Genomic DNA, 16,519 nt, shown 5'->3' with positions numbered 1-16,519 from the left:
GCCGTGTAGCCCGCTAGCGGAATGCAGGCAATTGCGCCTGCTTCAAAGCATTGGACAAAACCTCAACGTCCGGATGATGTATAAAGTCAAAAACCTGAGCGGCCCGTTTGGCCCCGATCCCCTCAGTCATCTCCCAGTCGTGAGAGGTCAGCTGTGTCAACCTGTTCCAGCTTTGCTGCTGTTCTGCAAATCCCAGTGCAAAAGAAGGGAATCCTATTGCTGACAGCCAGCGCCGGAAGCCTTTTCCGCGCGCAAGATGAATCTGCGCCATCAGTTTTTGCGCCTGTTTAATACTGATACCCGGAACAGCATCCAGTTCTTTTTCATTAAGACTTAACCAACTGATGAGAGAACCCCCCGGGGAAGCATCCAATAACTTTTGCCATGTGGCCCCGCCAAACCCTGCCATATCCAACGCTTCCGGCCCGCTGAGCCAGATCAGGCGTGAGAGAAATTGTTGTATGCAGTCCGGTTCAGGTGTAAAGCAGGAAAGTGCGTTATAGCGCGTTGGATCAGGCAAAGGCATCTCCGTACGCTCATTTACCCGCCATGTCACTTCATCAAGTCGTGGGATCCCCTGTCCGGCCAGCGCGATTGCGACCTGATCACCGGGAAGAACATCCCATTGCCGGAACCGGCTGACCGATCCCAAACTCACCTTACTGACTAACTTATCGTCCAGCCGCAGGGGTTTCAGGTTGAGGATAACGGTGACTTTCCCGTTTCGTCCTGTCGTGGTGCTGATGCCCGTGACATCGGTGAGCTGTCTGGCGGGCGGATATTTCCAGGCGACCGCCCAGATTGCAGGCTTACTTTGCCAATATTTCCCCGCAGGTTCTTCTTGCTGACGAACGACCACGCCATCCGTCGCAAAAGGCAGGGGTTGGTGAAACCAGTCTTCACGCCATTTTTCGACGTCTTCGACAGAGCTCACCGCCAGCGTGAACTGAGCCACAACCGGAAAACCGAACTGTCTGAGTTTCTCCAGGTGATCAGCCATAAGCACCGGACCGTCCGGCCATGACCAGATAAAAATACCCGTTTGCTTCAGCAGGTCAGAAGCAGAGGTACGCATCATTGCACCTGCGACTTTTGATCTTGCATTCATCCCGCCATCAACATTTTGATGATGACCGTTCATCTTCAGATAAAGCTCGCCCTGCAATACCAACTCAGGGCTCATGTCCGGAATGTTGAGCGGGATCGCCGGAATTGACGCAGCTTTTGCCGTCCAGTTTTGCCCTTTCTCGCCATCGCCGCGACTTACCAGTGCGGCCAGTTTCCCGTAACGGTAAATCAGCGATACTGCAACGCCATCGATTTTGGGCTGTACCCACAGATTCTTTCGTCCCTGCATCCAGTTTGCGACCGCGTGTTTATCTTTCATTTTATGCAGGCCGGTATGGGCCACCGGATGCACATATTCTGCATCATCACTGGCTGGCATTGTCAGCTCAGGTACCGGTTGGCTGGCGCACTGCAACCAGAATTGTTGTTTTTGACGCAAATGATCATAGACCGAATCTTCAATCGGGCTGCTGCCAGACTGATGATAGGCGGCATCCCATTGGGTCAACTGAGCGGTGAGGTGACGGGTTTCCTGTGTCAGACGTTCTGATGGCCAGCCGGGACATTCCGGCGACAGCGTATCCTGACCTGAAGCAGAGAAAACAAAAGTGAGCAGGCAAATAAGATAAATAAACTGGCGCATTAGCACCTCCTTGTGGAGACCAGTAAACGCCGGTGTGATTTTTCCTGCCAGTGGCATAACCCCTTATTGCGAGATGCCTTCCTGATTATTTCATCTGTTGCTGCAACGAAAAGAAAATGTGGAATGCAGCACGTAAATCTCTCAGGAAAGGCTATTTTCTGCGGCAAAGTTGCGATGAAATACGTCTGGACGCTGCACCGAATGCGGCGAGCGTGTATACTGTGCGGGAGATCACTCTTCGCATACTTCCTATCAACCCATTCAGTTGAAACGTCATTATGGTTCAAGGCACGCTGTATATTGTCTCCGCCCCGAGTGGAGCAGGTAAATCAAGTCTGATTCAGGCTTTACTTAAAACACAACCGCTCTACGACACACAGGTTTCTATTTCTCATACCACCCGTGCTATACGTCCGGGCGAGAAACATGGCGAGCATTACTTCTTTGTCGACAAAGAAGCGTTTCGCGAGATGATTGAACGTGATGCCTTTTTAGAACATGCAGAAGTTTTCGGTAATTATTACGGGACGTCGCGTGAAACCATCGAGCAGGTTTTAGCGTCGGGTGTGGATGTTTTTCTGGATATCGACTGGCAGGGCGCGCAGCAAATCCGGAAAAAAATGCCGCAGGCACGCAGTATTTTTGTCTTGCCGCCATCGAAAGATGAGCTAGACCGACGCTTGCGTGGCCGCGGGCAAGACAGCGAGGAAGTTATCGCAAAACGTATGGCACAAGCCGTGGCTGAAATGACCCACTTTGCCGAATACGACTATTTAATTGTGAATGATGATTTTGATCTGGCTTTATCGGATTTAAAAACCATTATTCGCGCTGAACGTCTGCGTCTGAGCCGTCAGCGGCTCCGTCATGACGGATTAATCACCAAACTATTGGCAGACTGAAGACACTTTCAGTATTATGCCCAGTCTTTCGTCACCCTGTGGAGTAGCACATATATGGCACGCGTAACTGTTCAAGACGCTGTTGAAAAAATTGGTAACCGTTTTGACCTGGTGTTGGTGGCTGCACGTCGCGCACGCCAGCTGCAATCTGGTGGTAAAGATCCACTGGTTGCTGAAGAAAACGATAAATTCACTGTCATTGCCCTGCGCGAAATCGAAGAAGGCCTGATCACCAATCAGATCCTCGACGTTCGTGACCGTCAGGAGCAACAAGAGCAGGAAGCCGCAGAGATTCAGGCAGTGACTGCCATCGCTGAAGGCCGTCGTTAATTAACGAAACGGATCCCACTTGTATATCTTTGAAAGCCTGAATCAACTGATTCAAAAATACCTGCCGGAGGAGCAAATTAAGCGCCTCGTGCAGGCTTACCTCGTGGCGCGGGACGCGCACGAGGGGCAAACACGTTCCAGCGGTGAGCCGTATATTACTCACCCGGTAGCCGTGGCATGTATTTTGGCTGAAATGAGGCTCGATCATGAGACTTTGATGGCGGCGTTATTACACGACGTTATCGAAGACACGCCTGCAACTTACCAGGATATGGAACAACTGTTTGGCAAAAGCGTTGCTGAACTGGTTGAAGGCGTTTCAAAGTTAGACAAGCTGAAATTCCGCGATAAGAAAGAAGCGCAGGCGGAAAACTTCCGCAAAATGGTCATGGCGATGGTGCAAGACATTCGCGTCATCTTGATCAAACTCGCTGACCGTACCCATAACATGCGCACGCTGGGCTCTTTGCGTCCGGACAAACGTCGCCGTATTGCCCGCGAAACGCTGGAAATTTACAGCCCGCTGGCACACCGGTTGGGTATCCACCACCTGAAAACCGAGCTCGAAGAGCTGGGCTTCGAAGCCCTCTATCCAAACCGTTATCGCGTCATCAAAGAAGTGGTGAAAGCCGCGCGGGGTAACCGTAAAGAGATGATCCAAAAAATCCTCTCGGAGATTGAAGGCCGTTTAACCGAAGCCGGTATTCAGTGTCGTGTCAGTGGTCGCGAAAAACACCTGTATTCTATCTATTGTAAAATGCACCTGAAGGAACAGCGTTTCCATTCCATTATGGATATCTACGCCTTCCGGGTGATCGTTAAAGAACTCGATACCTGTTATCGCGTGTTAGGGCAGGCGCATAGTCTGTACAAACCGCGTCCGGGTCGGGTTAAAGATTACATCGCCATCCCCAAAGCCAACGGCTATCAATCTTTGCATACTTCGCTAATCGGCCCGCATGGTGTGCCGGTTGAAGTGCAGATCCGTACTGAAGATATGGATCAGATGGCGGAGATGGGGGTTGCGGCGCACTGGGCTTATAAAGAGAACAGTGAAACCAGTACCACGGCGCAGATCCGCGCTCAACGTTGGTTACAGAGTCTGCTTGAACTGCAACAAAGTGCGGGCAACTCCTTTGAATTTATCGAGAGCGTAAAATCAGATCTGTTCCCGGACGAGATTTACGTCTTTACGCCGGAAGGTCGTATTGTCGAATTGCCTGCGGGTGCGACACCGGTCGACTTTGCTTACGCCGTGCATACCGATATCGGCCATGCCTGCGTTGGCGCGCGCGTTGATCGCCAGCCTTATCCGCTCTCGCAGCCGCTGACCAGCGGACAAACTATCGAAATTATTACCGCACCGGGTGCCCGCCCGAATGCCGCCTGGCTGAACTTTGTCGTGAGCTCACGCGCGCGCGCCAAAATCCGCCAGATGCTTAAAAACCTGAAACGTGATGACTCCGTTTCACTGGGGCGTCGCCTGCTCAATCATGCGCTGGGTGCGGGTAAAAAACTGTCAGATATTCCGCCGGAAAACATTAAAAACGAGCTGGATCGTATGAAGCTCCCGGCGATGGATGACCTGCTGGCAGAAATCGGCCTCGGCAATGCCATGAGCGTTGTGGTGGCCAAAAACCTGATGGGTGACCAGTCTTCAATGGCATCGTCAGGGACCCGTAATCTGCCGATTAAAGGCGCAGATGGCGTGCTGATCACGTTCGCGAAATGCTGCCGTCCGATCCCAGGCGACCCGATTATTGCGCACGTCAGTCCAGGTAAAGGGCTGGTGATCCACCATGAATCCTGCCGTAATATTCGCGGTTATCAGAAAGAACCTGAGAAATTCATGGCCGTTGACTGGGATGACCACCAGGAAACTGATCAGGAATTTATCGCTGAAATAAAAGTCGATATGTTCAATCATCAGGGCGCACTGGCGAACCTGACCGCCGCGATAAATGCCGCGCAGTCGAACATTCAGAGTCTCAGCACCGAAGAAAAAGACGGTCGCGTCTACAGCGCCTTTATCCGCCTGACGACCCGCGATCGCGTTCATCTGGCGAATATCATGCGTAAAATTCGTATTATGCCGGACGTCATTAAAGTTACCCGCAACCGAAACTGATTGTTATGACCCCAGAACGTTATGCGCGCATCCGCGAAATGCTTACAGCCCGACAGCCAGACCTGACGGTTTGCATGGAGCAGGTGCATAAACCGCATAACGTTTCTGCCGTCATCCGCACGGCAGACGCCGTCGGCGTTCACGAAATTCATGCTGTCTGGCCCACCACCCGAATGAAGACACTGGTCTCTTCGGCGGCGGGTAGCAACAGCTGGGTTCAGGTCAAAACGCACAAAAATATTCAGGATGCCGTCGCCAAAATGAAAGCGAAGGGCATGCAAATCCTGGCAACAAACTTGTCAGAGAAAGCCGTCGACTTCCGCGCGATTGATTACACCCGCCCGACCTGTATTTTGCTCGGTCAGGAAAAAACCGGTATCACACCTGAAGCATTAGCGCTGGCAGACAGCGATATCATCATTCCGATGATCGGTATGGTGCAATCTTTGAACGTTTCTGTCGCCTCAGCGTTAATCCTGTATGAAGCGCAGCGCCAGCGCGAAAATGCCGGTATGTATCGTCGCGATAACAGCCTGTTGAACGAGAAAGAACAGCAGCGGCTGCTGTTTGAAGGCGGCTATCCGGTCCTGTCGAATGTGGCAAAGCGGAAGAAACTGCCCCGCCCTTTCATTGACGATCGCGGGCAAATCATTGCCGATGATGAATGGTGGTCTGCGATGCAAATGACGGTTAAGAAAAGATGAAAGGCCGCCTGCTCGACGCTATCCCACTGACGTCGCTTTCCGGCGTCGGAGCCAGCCAGGCAGACAAACTCGCCAAACTCGGCCTTGAAACTATTCAGGATTTACTGTTTCATCTTCCTTTACGCTATGAAGATCGTACCCGCCTTTACACCATCAATGATTTACAACCCGGCATTTTCGCGACGATAGAAGGCGAAGTCCTGCGCAGCGATATCAGTTTTGGTCGCCGCAGGATGCTGACCTGTCAGATAAGTGACGGCACAGGCATGGCGACGTTACGCTTCTTCAACTTTAACGCCGCAATGAAAAACAGTCTGGCTGCAGGGCGTCGTGTTACCGCTTATGGTGAAATCAAACGCGGCACGATCGGCGCTGAAATCATTCACCCGGAATACCGTATTCAGGGTGAAAACAGCGAAGTCGTGCTGCAGGAATCACTGACGCCGGTTTATCCGACAACAGAAGGTATCCGTCAGGCGACATTGCGTAAACTGACGGATCAGGCACTTGAACTGCTCGACACAGTACCTATTGCCGAACTGTTACCAGAGGAACTGAGCCGTTCGCTGATCCCCCTTCCTCAGGCGCTGCATTTACTGCATCGCCCGCCGCCTGATATCCAGCTCGCCGATCTTGAGAAAGGTCATCATCCTGCTCAACGCCGACTGATTATGGAAGAATTGCTGGCACATAATCTCAGTATGCTGGCCGTCCGTGCCGGTACTCAGAGTTATAAAGCTCTGCCGCTGCGTCATGACGATCGCCTGAAAAATCAGTTCCTTGCCTCTCTTCCTTTCAGCCCCACCGGTGCGCAGCAACGGGTTGTGGCGGAAATTGAACAGGACCTGGCCAAAAGTTATCCCATGATGCGTCTGGTGCAAGGCGACGTGGGCTCAGGTAAAACGCTGGTGGCCGCCCTTGCCGCACTTTGCGCTATTGCTCAGGGGCAACAGGTCGGATTAATGGCACCGACAGAATTGCTGGCCGAACAGCATGCGAATAATTTCCGTCAGTGGTTTGAACCGCTGGGTATTCAGGTCGGCTGGCTGGCGGGTAAACAAAAGGGTAAAGCACGGCAGGCGCAACAGGATGCGATCGCCAGCGGACAGGTTTCGATGGTGGTGGGGACGCACGCTATCTTTCAGGAACAGGTTTTGTTCTCGTCACTGTCGCTGGTCATTATCGATGAACAACACCGTTTCGGTGTGCATCAGCGTCTGGCGTTGTGGGAAAAAGGTTTGCAACAGGGCTTCCACCCGCATCAGCTGATCATGACCGCCACGCCGATCCCACGCACACTGGCAATGACCGCTTACGCTGATCTGGATACGTCAGTCATCGACGAACTGCCGCCAGGGCGCACGCCGGTGACTACTGTCGCCATTCCGGACACACGACGCAGCGACATTATCAGCCGCGTCAAAAGTGCCTGCGAGCAGGAAAATCGTCAGGCTTATTGGGTGTGTACACTGATTGAAGAGTCGGAGATGCTGGAAGCGCAGGCCGCAGAAGCCACATGGGAAGGCCTGAAGGAGGCACTCCCGGCTCTGAATATCGGACTGGTTCACGGTCGCATGAAAGCCCTGGAAAAGCAGGCCGTCATGCAGGCCTTCAAACAAGGTGAAGTACAACTTCTGGTGGCAACGACTGTCATTGAAGTCGGCGTTGACGTACCGAACGCCAGCCTGATGATTATCGAAAACCCGGAGCGTTTAGGGCTGGCCCAGTTACACCAGTTACGCGGGCGCGTGGGTCGTGGTGCCGTGGCTTCTCACTGTGTTCTGCTCTATAAAACGCCGCTCAGCAAAACAGCACAGAAACGTTTGCAGGTTTTACGCGACAGCAACGACGGCTTCGTTATTGCTCAGCAGGATTTAGAAATCCGCGGGCCAGGTGAACTATTGGGCACGCGTCAGACGGGCAGTGCCGAGTTTAAAGTCGCTGACTTATTACGTGATCAGGCGATGATCCCGGATGTACAGCGCATTGCACGTTATCTGCAGCAACAATTCCCTGACCATGCCCAGGCCCTGATTGAGCGCTGGCTGCCAGAAAGAGTCCGTTACACTAACGCCTGATCTCTCTTCTCGCTCATTCGCACTTCATCAAATCATTATTAATAATGATGTTTTGTTTTCAACATATTCTCTTCCCTTTTCCCCATTGCGTCTTCAAAACAGCTTTCCGCTCAGGTTATTTGATAACCTTCACAGAGTGGGGCAAAGCAGGTAACCGGTTCCACACCCCGCCACTACACTGATGATTATTAAGGCAACCCTGTCTGATGTCCTCAACATAAGGTCAAATCATCATGAGTATCAGTCAATCCCTCTTTACCTTTATAGAACAAAAAATCAGCCCCTTTGCCGCACGACTGTCTTCACAGCGACATGTCATGGCGGTGCGGGATGGCTTTATTTCAGCAATGCCCTTTATGATTGTGGGTTCGTTTTTACTGGTTTTTGTTCACCCGCCGTTCTCGCCTGAATCGTCCTGGGGCTTTGCCAGAAACTGGCTGGCGCTCTCGGCAAAATATGAAGTGCAGATCCTGACACCGTTCAATATGACGATGGGCATCATGTCTATCTACATCTCGGCATCGATTGCCTACAATCTGGCGAGAAGTTATAAACTCGATCCGTTCATGACCGCAATGCTGGCGCTGATGTCTTTCCTGCTGGTCGCAGCACCGCAGATTGATGAAAAGATGTCGACGGCAGCGCTGGGCGGCGTGGGGATCTTTACCGCCATTCTGGTGGCAATTTATGTCACCGAACTGACGCGGTTACTGAAAAAATACAATATTGGTATCCGTTTACCCGAACAGGTGCCTTCAAACATTAAGCATTCGTTTGATTTGTTGATCCCGATTGTTGCCGTGGTGATTACGCTTTTCCCGCTGAGCTTACTGGTACAGTCAGGGTTTGATATGTTGTTGCCACAGGCGATTATGGCGCTGTTTGAACCGCTGATTTCTGCCGCAGACTCACTGCCTGCAGTACTTCTCGCCGTGCTGATTTGCCACCTGCTGTGGTTTGCGGGCATCCATGGCTCGGCCATTGTTTCCGGTATGTTGCAAGCGTTTTGGTTAACCAATCTCGGTCTGAATCAGACCGATCTCGCTGCCGGTTTACCCATGACACACATCATGACCGAGGCCTTCTGGAATTTCCTGATCGTTATTGGCGGTTCAGGAGCGACGATGGGGCTGGTGCTGTTATTCTGCCGAAGTAAATCAGCACATCTGCGTACGATGGGGAAACTCAGCCTGGTGCCAAGTTGTTTCAATATCAATGAGCCGGTGATTTTTGGCACGCCTATCGTCATGAACCCGGTATTTTTCATCCCTTTCCTGCTGGCACCGATGGTCAATGCTGTTATCGCCTATTTTGCCGTTTCGACGGATATTCTTCCGCACATGATTTCACTGGTTCCGTGGACATCGCCAGCGCCGATTGGTGCGGCATGGGCAATGGGCTGGGATTTCAAAGTATCAATACTGGTCATACTACTGATGGCGCTGTCGATGGTGATTTATTACCCGTTCTTCAAAGTTTATGAGAAGCAGTTACTGACGCAGGAGAAAACCGCTGAAGCCGAACCGATGTTCACTAAAAAAGCGGACGCAGCACAATAAACCTGACGGGAAGGAATGAGTCAGGCACAGAAGCGACGTTTCTGTGCCTGTTTTTTTAACTGATCGCCGGGAATACGGGCAACATCAGATAGAGTTTAATCACAATCGCATTAGCAATATCAATGAAGAACGCCCCCACCATCGGCACCACCAGAAACGCAAGATGCGAAGGACCAAACTGATTGGTGATCGCCTGCATATTGGCAATAGCCGTCGGGGTAGCACCCAGCCCGAAACCACAGTGTCCTGCCGCCAGCACCGCTGCATCGTAGTTTTTTCCCATCACGCGATAAGTCACGAAAATTGCGTAACACGCCATCGAGAGCGTTTGCACGATAAGAATCGCCATCATCGGCAACGCGAGAGATGCCATCTCCCATAATTTAAGACTCATCAAAGCCATGGCGAGGAACAGCGACAAACTGACGTTACCCAGCACGGATACCGCACGGTCAAAGACACGGTAAAAACCGAGCCATGCCAGTACGTTACTCATGATAACGCCCACGAAGAGCACGCAGACAAAGGTTGGGATTTCAAAGGCCGAACCTTGCAACATGCTGGAGGTATATGTACCTGCCATCAGGCAAATCGCGATCAGGGCGATAGTTTCCACCATCACCAGTGGCGTAATCATTCTGCCAATTGACGGTTTCTCAAATGCGCTCGGATCGACCGTATCTTCAGGATTTCCGTTGGGGGAGGAAGAATGGCTAACCAGATAGCGCGCCACCGGACCGCCAATAATACCGCCAAGAACCAGTCCAAAAGTCGCGCAGGCCATAGCGACTTCTGTGGCATTTTCAAAGCCATAACGCTCAATAAACAGTTTGCTCCATGCCGCCCCGGTGCCATGCCCGCCGGAAAGGGTAATCGACCCCGCCAGCAATCCCATCAGCGGATCCAGCCCCAGCATTTTCGCCATACCGATGCCGATGGCATTTTGCAAAAGCAGTAAACCCAGAACAACAAAGACCAGCAGAAACAGGGATTTCCCACCTTTCCGCAGGCTTGCCAGATTAGCGTTAAGACCGATCGTGGCAAAAAACGCCAGCATCAGTGGCTCTTTTAAAGACATGTCGAAACCGACTTCCCAGCCGAACATCTGATTAGCGAGCAGCAGCAATAAAGCGACCAGTAAACCACCGGCAACAGGTTCAGGAATGGTGTATTTCTTGAGGAATTTGACCGACTGGACGCATTTTCGTCCTAAAAGGAGTACCAACGTGGCAGCAACCAGGGTGCCGTAGGTATCGAGTTGAATCATTGACGAACTCCATTCTGAAATAAATCCAATAAAATTATTGGCTTATAAAATTTACACTGACATATTTTTTCCCAGAAACTGAATTAGAAGTCATACACACTACATCAGGCAAGAAAAACAGGTCATAAATCCCACCCAATCCCAAACCTGCTGCGGAAAATCCCGCTTAGCAAACGATTGCTTTTGTCGCTGATTTCTATAAAAATGCCCGCTTTGCCGCTTATTGGAATGCCACAGCATGAGTTCGCAAACCGCAGAACAAGAAACACAGCAACCCGATCTCTCCCGCCAGCAAAAAAGTGAACTGATTTACCGGCTCGAGGACCGTCCGCCATTACCACAGACATTATTCGCCGCCTGTCAGCACTTGCTGGCGATGTTTGTTGCGGTAATAACACCCGCATTGCTGATTTGTCAGGCGCTGGGTTTACCTGCACAGGATACGCAGCACATCATCAGCATGTCGCTGTTCGCCTCCGGTCTGGCCTCTATTTTACAGATTAAGACCTGGGGACCGGTCGGCTCGGGTTTACTCTCTATTCAGGGCACCAGCTTTAACTTTGTGGCACCGCTTATCATGGGCGGGATGGCGCTGAAAAATGGCGGTGCGGATGTGCCGACCATGATGGCGGCGCTGTTCGGTACGCTGATGCTGGCTTCCTGTACCGAAATCATTCTTTCCCGTTTCCTGCATCTCGCGCGCCGCATTATTACGCCGCTGGTTTCCGGCATTGTGGTGATGATTATCGGGCTGTCACTCATTCAGGTCGGTCTGACGTCTATCGGTGGCGGTTATGCGGCCATGAGCGATCACACTTTTGGGGCACCGAAAAATCTGCTGCTGGCTGCCGTTGTGCTGGTGGTGATTATCCTGCTAAACCGTCAGCGCAACCCTTATCTGCGTGTCGCGTCTCTGGTTATCGCGATGGCCGTGGGTTATCTGGTAGCCTGGATGACGGGCATGTTGCCAACCGTCGCGCCAGCCACACAAAGCAACTGGATAACATTACCGACACCGTTGTATTACGGTCTGGGTTTTGACTGGAATCTGCTGATCCCGCTGATGCTGATTTTCATGGTGACATCACTGGAAACCATCGGGGATATTACGGCCACTTCAGACGTTTCTGAACAACCGGTCAGCGGCCCGCTGTATATGAAGCGCATAAAAGGTGGCGTGCTGGCCAATGGTCTGAACTCAATGCTTTCTGCAGTATTTAACACCTTCCCGAACTCCTGCTTCGGACAAAACAACGGCGTCATTCAACTGACCGGCGTTGCCAGCCGTTATGTTGGTTTTGTGGTCGCGCTGATGTTGATTATCCTCGGGCTGTTCCCTGCCGTTGCAGGATTTGTGCAGCATATTCCTGAACCGGTGCTGGGCGGTGCCACCATCGTGATGTTCGGTACTATTGCCGCTTCAGGTGTGCGTATTGTTTCCCGTGAGCGTCTGAATCGCCGCGCGATTATGATCATGGCGCTTTCTCTCGCCGTCGGCATGGGGGTTTCACAGCAGCCGCTGATCCTGCAATTCGCGCCAGACTGGCTGAAAACCCTTCTGTCTTCTGGCATTGCGGCGGGCGGTATTACTGCGATTGTTCTGAATCTGGTTTTCCCTCACGAAAAGTGATCACGGGATGTAATCTGTGTGCAACAGCGGCAGTGGGTCTGGAACCCCTGCCGTTTTTTATTGCCTCCGTTCTGCTAACCTGTTGAGAAAAGTCGCTGTTTGCGGCATAAACAAAGAATCTTTTTTCCACTTTCCCGTTACAGGGCTCCAGACGATGAGATTTATCGGTAAAATTTTGCTGACGTTCGCCTTACTTCTGGTGCTGGCGATCGTGCTGGTGTACGTCCTATTACAAACCCGCTGGGCGGCTGGCTGGGTCAGCCGCTGGGTCAGCAATAACAGCGAGTATCGTCTTTCCGTGGAGAAACTCGACCATAACTGGTCGTCGCCGGGTCGCGTGACGTTAACCCATGTGATTTTCGGGCAGAAGAATCAACCGGAAGTGCTGAATGCCGGTGAAGTTGATCTGGATTTAAGCTGGCGGCAAATCACCGAACCGCGCTTTTTCGATCGCGTCGTTTTGGTCAACGGACGCCTCAACGTCAGTCCCTCCTCAATCAGATTGCCGTTGCAGGCCAATACTTTGCAACTGAGCAAGATGGCGCTTACCGGCAATGCCGCGGGCTTAGACATTCAGGGCCAGCAAATTAACGCCGGTATTTCGCCGTGGCAGCCAAAATCCAGTCAACTATTAGGGGATAAGGCTGACTTTCAGCTGAGCGCTGCCGGCCTGACGGTCAACGGGCTGGCAACCGAAAATGTGCTGATTCAGGGCAATATCGATCATAAAAATCTGACGCTGAGTAATTTTGGCGGCGATCTGGCCCGCGGTCAGTTAACGGGCAAAGCCACACAGGCCGCCGACGGTAGCTGGAACATTGAAAACCTGCGTCTGAGCAATGTGCGCCTGCAAACTTCAAAACCGCTTTCCGCTTTCTTCGATGACTTCCAGACCCTGCCAAAAGTGACTATTCAACGCCTTGATCTGATTGATGCCCGTTTGCAGGGAACGGACTGGGCATTCAGTGACGTTGATTTATCCGTGCAGGATCTGACGCTCGAAAAAGGCGACTGGCAAAGCGACGAGGGTGAAATCACCCTGAATGCGACCGATATGATTGATGGGAATCTGCATATTCAGGATCCGATCATTAGCCTCGACCTTTCGCCGCAGGGTATCGCTATCAAACAAGCCACGGCGCGCTGGGAGCGCAGTTTATTGCGCACGACCGGTAACTGGCTGCGCGCCAACAAACGTCTGCAGCTTGATGAGGTTTCCGTTGCGGGCCTGGAATACACACTGCCGGAGAACTGGAAACAACTCTGGAACCAGGCGCTGCCAGATTCGCTATCTGAAGTCTTTATCAGCCGGTTTATTGCTAACCGGAACCTGATTATTGATATCAATCCGCAGTTCCCCTTCCAGCTGACCGCGCTTGATGGCCTTGGCAATAACCTGCTGCTGGCGCGTAATCATCAATGGGGGATCTGGAGCGGTAAACTGAATCTGAATGCCAGCGAAGCAACGTTTAACCGCAATGACGTGCGTCGCCCTTCCATCACGCTGGAGGCGAACGACCGACAGGTGAATATTTCAGAGCTGAGTGCCTTTACCAAAGAGGGATTGCTGGAAGCCAGCGCGACGGTTGATCAGCAGCCACAGCGTCATTTCTCTATGAAAATGACCGGTCGCTCCGTACCGGCAAATCAGCTGGAAAACTGGGGATGGCCACATGTTGCACTGGAAGGTAATGCCAATATGCAGCTGAATCTGCAAGGACAAATGCCGGCAAACGTTGATTACAAACCGACGCTCAGCGGTACATTGCAGATAAACGGCAGCCAGACAATTGAACAGAGGATGGTGAACGGATTGGTTTCCGGTGCACCCGCGTCCGCAGCCCCTTAGTTCTGATCAGAACCGTAAATATAAAAAGGCACCGCAATGCGGTGCCTTTTGTTTGCGCGGAACCGGTCAGTTAATCTCAGGCTCCAGCGGTGCGCCGGGCGCGGCGGGCAGCACGAGATAGGTGCCTTCAAACACTGCGCCGTCGATCTCATCGCCATATAAATTCACTTCGAGCTGCACGCGCGCTTTACGCCCGCGAGCCAGACGGTCGAGATCACCGCGAACAGAACCCAGGTCAGCCACGGCACGCGGCCTGCCGGTCACCGGCATGCTGTAACGAATGTGTGCATCAGCCAGCACAATGGTGCCGCCCAGATGACGTTCGCGCAGCAGCAACCAAATCAGCCCCCAGCCGGTCAGCGTTGCCAGCGAAAATAGACTGCCCGCAAACAACGTATGGTGCGGATTCTGGTTGCCCGTTTCCGGCATCGTGGTGACAAATCGCTGGCCGGTGTACTGACTGATACGCACGCCCATTTTTTCACTGAGCGGGATATGATCATACCAGGCCTGTTGCAGCTGGCCGCACCAGTCGGGGCGATGCAAAATATCATCCAGCGTTTCGATGGGTTTAATCATCAGAAAATGGCGAACCGGCGTTGTTTGCGGCGTGGTGATTTCGCCCTGATTCATAAAGCCCAGTTTGGCAAAGAAATCCACAGCATCTTCACGGGCGCTACAGACCACACGTTTTACCCCTTCCTGACGCGCCACAGACTCCAGGGTCATCGCGACCAGCGTTCCCAACCCTTTGTCCTGAACATTTGGATCAACCGCCAGAAAGCGGATAGAGGCTTCGTTATCAGCATTGATGTATAAACGGCCAACCGCCACCGGATCGCCGTCTTCATCAACCACCATCTGGTGATGTGCAATGGAATCGTAGGCGTCCCGTTCTGAACCCTCCGGCTGGTGCAACGGTTTACGCAGCATTTCCCAGCGGAACCGATAATAGGCGGCCAGTTCTTTTTCAGTCGTCGGTACTCTCAGATGATACATAGATGCTTTCTCTCCGGCGTTATGCCTTATCGATCAGACTTGTAGCCAGAAGGTCACCGGTCCGTCGTTCACCAGTGCCACTTTCATGTCCGCAGCAAAGCGTCCGGTTTCGGTAACAACGCCCTTTTCCCGGCATTGCCCGCAAAAATATTGATATAACCGGTCGGCTTCTTGTGGTTCAGCCCCGCGAGAGAATCCCGGACGCATGCCTTTTTGTGTGTCTGCCGCCAGCGTGAACTGCGACACCACCAGCAGGCTGCCGCCAGCCTGCTGCACATTCAGATTCATCTTGTCATTTTCGTCACCGAAGATCCGGTACCCGATCACCCGTTCACAAAGGCGTTTGGCTTTTTGTTCATCATCACCCTGTTCGACGCCCAGTAAAACCAGTAAACCCGGCCCTATCTGGCCGCAGATTTCTCCATCAACCGTAACGCTGGCATTCAATACCCGCTGAATTAACGCAATCATAAAAATCCTTCGGACTGATTATTCTTCTGCCACATATTGAGCAGATTGCAATTTTCGCAGAGAACGAAACTCACCCAGCGTGACGGTAATTTCCGCCCCGAGAAGTACGATACACCAGCTGACATAGACCCAGAGAAATAAAATCGGGATCACAGCCAGTACACCGTAAATCAACTGATACGACGGGAAAAGCTGAATGTATAAGGTGAAGATTTTTTTACTCAACTCGAATAATGCACCGGAGACCAGCGCGCCTATCAGCGCATCTTTTGCCGGCACTCTGACTGTTGGTACCACCTGATACAGCAGCCAGAATGTTACCCAGGAGATCAGTAAAGGCAGAATGCGCAGCGCGTGGTCGATCACCGAATGTACACCGCTGATGTTCAGCCAGTTCAGGGAAAGCAGATACGAGCTGACAGCCACGCTGGCTACCAGCAAAATGGGTCCGAGCGTTAATACCATCCAGTACACCGCAAAGGAGAACACAATCGGACGTGTAGTTTTGCTGTCCCAGATTTTGTTCAGCACGCTGTCTACGGAGGCTATCAGAAGTAATGCGGTAACGATTAATCCGCAGGTGCCCACGGCCGTCATTTTGCTGGAGTTGGCCACAAACTGTTCGAGATAACGCTGGATGGTATTACCGGTCGCTGGCATAAAGTTAGAAAAGATGAAGGTTTTCAGCTGAGCACTGATATCTGAAAATACCGGGAATAACGCAAACAGCGAAAATACTACGGCGATCAGCGGAACCAGTGAAAGCAAAGAGACATAGGCCAGATGGCCCGCAAGAAGCGTCAGGCCATCTTTATCCGAACGCTTTAAGAGCAGGCGTGTAAATTTCCACAACGATTTTGGGTAGTGGCTCAGTGCCCTTTTCTGCATCCT

The 16,519-nt window shown here is 52.1% G+C and carries 13 protein-coding genes; 8 read left to right on the top strand and 5 right to left on the bottom strand.

Annotated elements, in window-relative coordinates; translation table 11 throughout:
* Positions 1–13: 13 nt before the first annotated feature.
* Positions 14–1,711 (bottom strand): NAD-dependent DNA ligase LigB, encoded by a 1,698-nt coding sequence (gene ligB / locus ETV65_RS22480; RefSeq protein ID WP_129955263.1) that lies wholly within the window; start codon positions 1,709–1,711, stop codon positions 14–16.
* Between the two features lie 278 nt (positions 1,712–1,989).
* Here ligB and gmk point away from each other — a divergent pair, with 278 nt between their 5' ends.
* From gmk to ETV65_RS22450, 6 genes are all read left to right on the top strand, one after another.
* Positions 1,990–2,613: a guanylate kinase gene (gmk, locus tag ETV65_RS22475; RefSeq protein ID WP_129955262.1), complete on the top strand. Its 624-nt coding sequence runs from the start codon at positions 1,990–1,992 to the stop codon at positions 2,611–2,613.
* A gap of 54 nt (positions 2,614–2,667) precedes the next feature.
* Positions 2,668–2,943 carry a DNA-directed RNA polymerase subunit omega gene (gene rpoZ / locus ETV65_RS22470; protein WP_015699238.1) on the top strand — a complete coding sequence of 92 codons (276 nt, stop codon included), beginning with the start codon at positions 2,668–2,670 and terminating at the stop codon, positions 2,941–2,943.
* A gap of 19 nt (positions 2,944–2,962) precedes the next feature.
* Complete coding sequence (gene spoT / locus ETV65_RS22465; protein ID WP_129955261.1) at positions 2,963–5,071, top strand: bifunctional GTP diphosphokinase/guanosine-3',5'-bis pyrophosphate 3'-pyrophosphohydrolase; 2,109 nt, start codon at positions 2,963–2,965, stop codon at positions 5,069–5,071.
* Positions 5,072–5,076: 5 nt separating this feature from the next.
* On the top strand, positions 5,077–5,775 hold the full coding sequence (gene trmH / locus ETV65_RS22460; RefSeq protein WP_129955260.1) for a tRNA (guanosine(18)-2'-O)-methyltransferase TrmH: 699 nt from the start codon (positions 5,077–5,079) through the stop codon (positions 5,773–5,775).
* The gene (gene recG, locus ETV65_RS22455) at positions 5,772–7,853 is read left to right on the top strand and encodes an ATP-dependent DNA helicase RecG (protein WP_129955259.1); all 2,082 of its coding nucleotides are present in this window, start codon (positions 5,772–5,774) and stop codon (positions 7,851–7,853) included. Before trmH ends, recG begins: the two co-directional genes overlap by 4 nt.
* Before the next feature lie 233 nt (positions 7,854–8,086).
* On the top strand, positions 8,087–9,412 hold the full coding sequence (locus ETV65_RS22450) for a PTS sugar transporter subunit IIC (protein ID WP_129955258.1): 1,326 nt from the start codon (positions 8,087–8,089) through the stop codon (positions 9,410–9,412).
* A gap of 55 nt (positions 9,413–9,467) precedes the next feature.
* Here the strand turns inward: ETV65_RS22450 and gltS are convergent, their stop codons facing one another.
* Positions 9,468–10,679: a sodium/glutamate symporter gene (gene gltS / locus ETV65_RS22445; protein ID WP_129955257.1), complete on the bottom strand. Its 1,212-nt coding sequence runs from the start codon at positions 10,677–10,679 to the stop codon at positions 9,468–9,470.
* A gap of 238 nt (positions 10,680–10,917) precedes the next feature.
* Between gltS and ETV65_RS22440 the strand changes: the two genes are divergently transcribed.
* Together ETV65_RS22440 and ETV65_RS22435 are read left to right on the top strand one after the other, a co-directional pair.
* Positions 10,918–12,309 carry a uracil-xanthine permease family protein gene (locus tag ETV65_RS22440; protein WP_129955256.1) on the top strand — a complete coding sequence of 464 codons (1,392 nt, stop codon included), beginning with the start codon at positions 10,918–10,920 and terminating at the stop codon, positions 12,307–12,309.
* Between the two features lie 154 nt (positions 12,310–12,463).
* Positions 12,464–14,158 carry an AsmA family protein gene (locus ETV65_RS22435; protein WP_129955255.1) on the top strand — a complete coding sequence of 565 codons (1,695 nt, stop codon included), beginning with the start codon at positions 12,464–12,466 and terminating at the stop codon, positions 14,156–14,158.
* 66 nt (positions 14,159–14,224) lie between these two features.
* On the opposite strand, the gene fabY is transcribed toward ETV65_RS22435, so the two are convergent.
* Genes fabY through ETV65_RS22420 form a run of 3 tightly spaced genes read right to left on the bottom strand, consistent with a single transcriptional unit; the run spans position 14,225 to position 16,516 of the window.
* Positions 14,225–15,157, bottom strand: a complete 933-nt coding sequence (gene fabY, locus ETV65_RS22430) for a fatty acid biosynthesis protein FabY (protein WP_129955254.1) — start codon at positions 15,155–15,157, stop codon at positions 14,225–14,227.
* Positions 15,158–15,190: 33 nt separating this feature from the next.
* Complete coding sequence (gene dtd, locus ETV65_RS22425) at positions 15,191–15,628, bottom strand: D-aminoacyl-tRNA deacylase (protein WP_129955253.1); 438 nt, start codon at positions 15,626–15,628, stop codon at positions 15,191–15,193.
* Between the two features lie 18 nt (positions 15,629–15,646).
* The gene (locus tag ETV65_RS22420; RefSeq protein WP_129955252.1) at positions 15,647–16,516 is read right to left on the bottom strand and encodes a virulence factor BrkB family protein; all 870 of its coding nucleotides are present in this window, start codon (positions 16,514–16,516) and stop codon (positions 15,647–15,649) included.
* Between the last annotated feature and the right edge of the window lie 3 nt (positions 16,517–16,519).

It is taken from the genome of Rahnella sp. RFA10(1/100), from assembly GCF_004195115.1.
GTDB classification, from domain to species: Bacteria; Pseudomonadota; Gammaproteobacteria; order Enterobacterales; family Enterobacteriaceae; genus Rahnella; species Rahnella perminowiae.
This window is presented reverse-complemented; position numbering and strand designations above follow the sequence as displayed.

What these genes read in the sequence shown, in the direction of transcription:
- ligB (WP_129955263.1), bottom strand. Translation starts at nt 1,711, where the DNA reads ATGCGCCAGTTTATTTATCTTATTTGCCTGCTCACTTTTGTTTTCTCT.
- gmk (WP_129955262.1), top strand. Translation starts at nt 1,990, where the DNA reads ATGGTTCAAGGCACGCTGTATATTGTCTCCGCCCCGAGTGGAGCAGGT.
- rpoZ (WP_015699238.1), top strand. Translation starts at nt 2,668, where the DNA reads ATGGCACGCGTAACTGTTCAAGACGCTGTTGAAAAAATTGGTAACCGT.
- trmH (WP_129955260.1), top strand. Translation starts at nt 5,077, where the DNA reads ATGACCCCAGAACGTTATGCGCGCATCCGCGAAATGCTTACAGCCCGA.
- recG (WP_129955259.1), top strand. Translation starts at nt 5,772, where the DNA reads ATGAAAGGCCGCCTGCTCGACGCTATCCCACTGACGTCGCTTTCCGGC.
- ETV65_RS22450 (WP_129955258.1), top strand. Translation starts at nt 8,087, where the DNA reads ATGAGTATCAGTCAATCCCTCTTTACCTTTATAGAACAAAAAATCAGC.
- gltS (WP_129955257.1), bottom strand. Translation starts at nt 10,679, where the DNA reads ATGATTCAACTCGATACCTACGGCACCCTGGTTGCTGCCACGTTGGTA.
- ETV65_RS22440 (WP_129955256.1), top strand. Translation starts at nt 10,918, where the DNA reads ATGAGTTCGCAAACCGCAGAACAAGAAACACAGCAACCCGATCTCTCC.
- ETV65_RS22435 (WP_129955255.1), top strand. Translation starts at nt 12,464, where the DNA reads ATGAGATTTATCGGTAAAATTTTGCTGACGTTCGCCTTACTTCTGGTG.
- fabY (WP_129955254.1), bottom strand. Translation starts at nt 15,157, where the DNA reads ATGTATCATCTGAGAGTACCGACGACTGAAAAAGAACTGGCCGCCTAT.
- dtd (WP_129955253.1), bottom strand. Translation starts at nt 15,628, where the DNA reads ATGATTGCGTTAATTCAGCGGGTATTGAATGCCAGCGTTACGGTTGAT.
- ETV65_RS22420 (WP_129955252.1), bottom strand. Translation starts at nt 16,516, where the DNA reads ATGCAGAAAAGGGCACTGAGCCACTACCCAAAATCGTTGTGGAAATTT.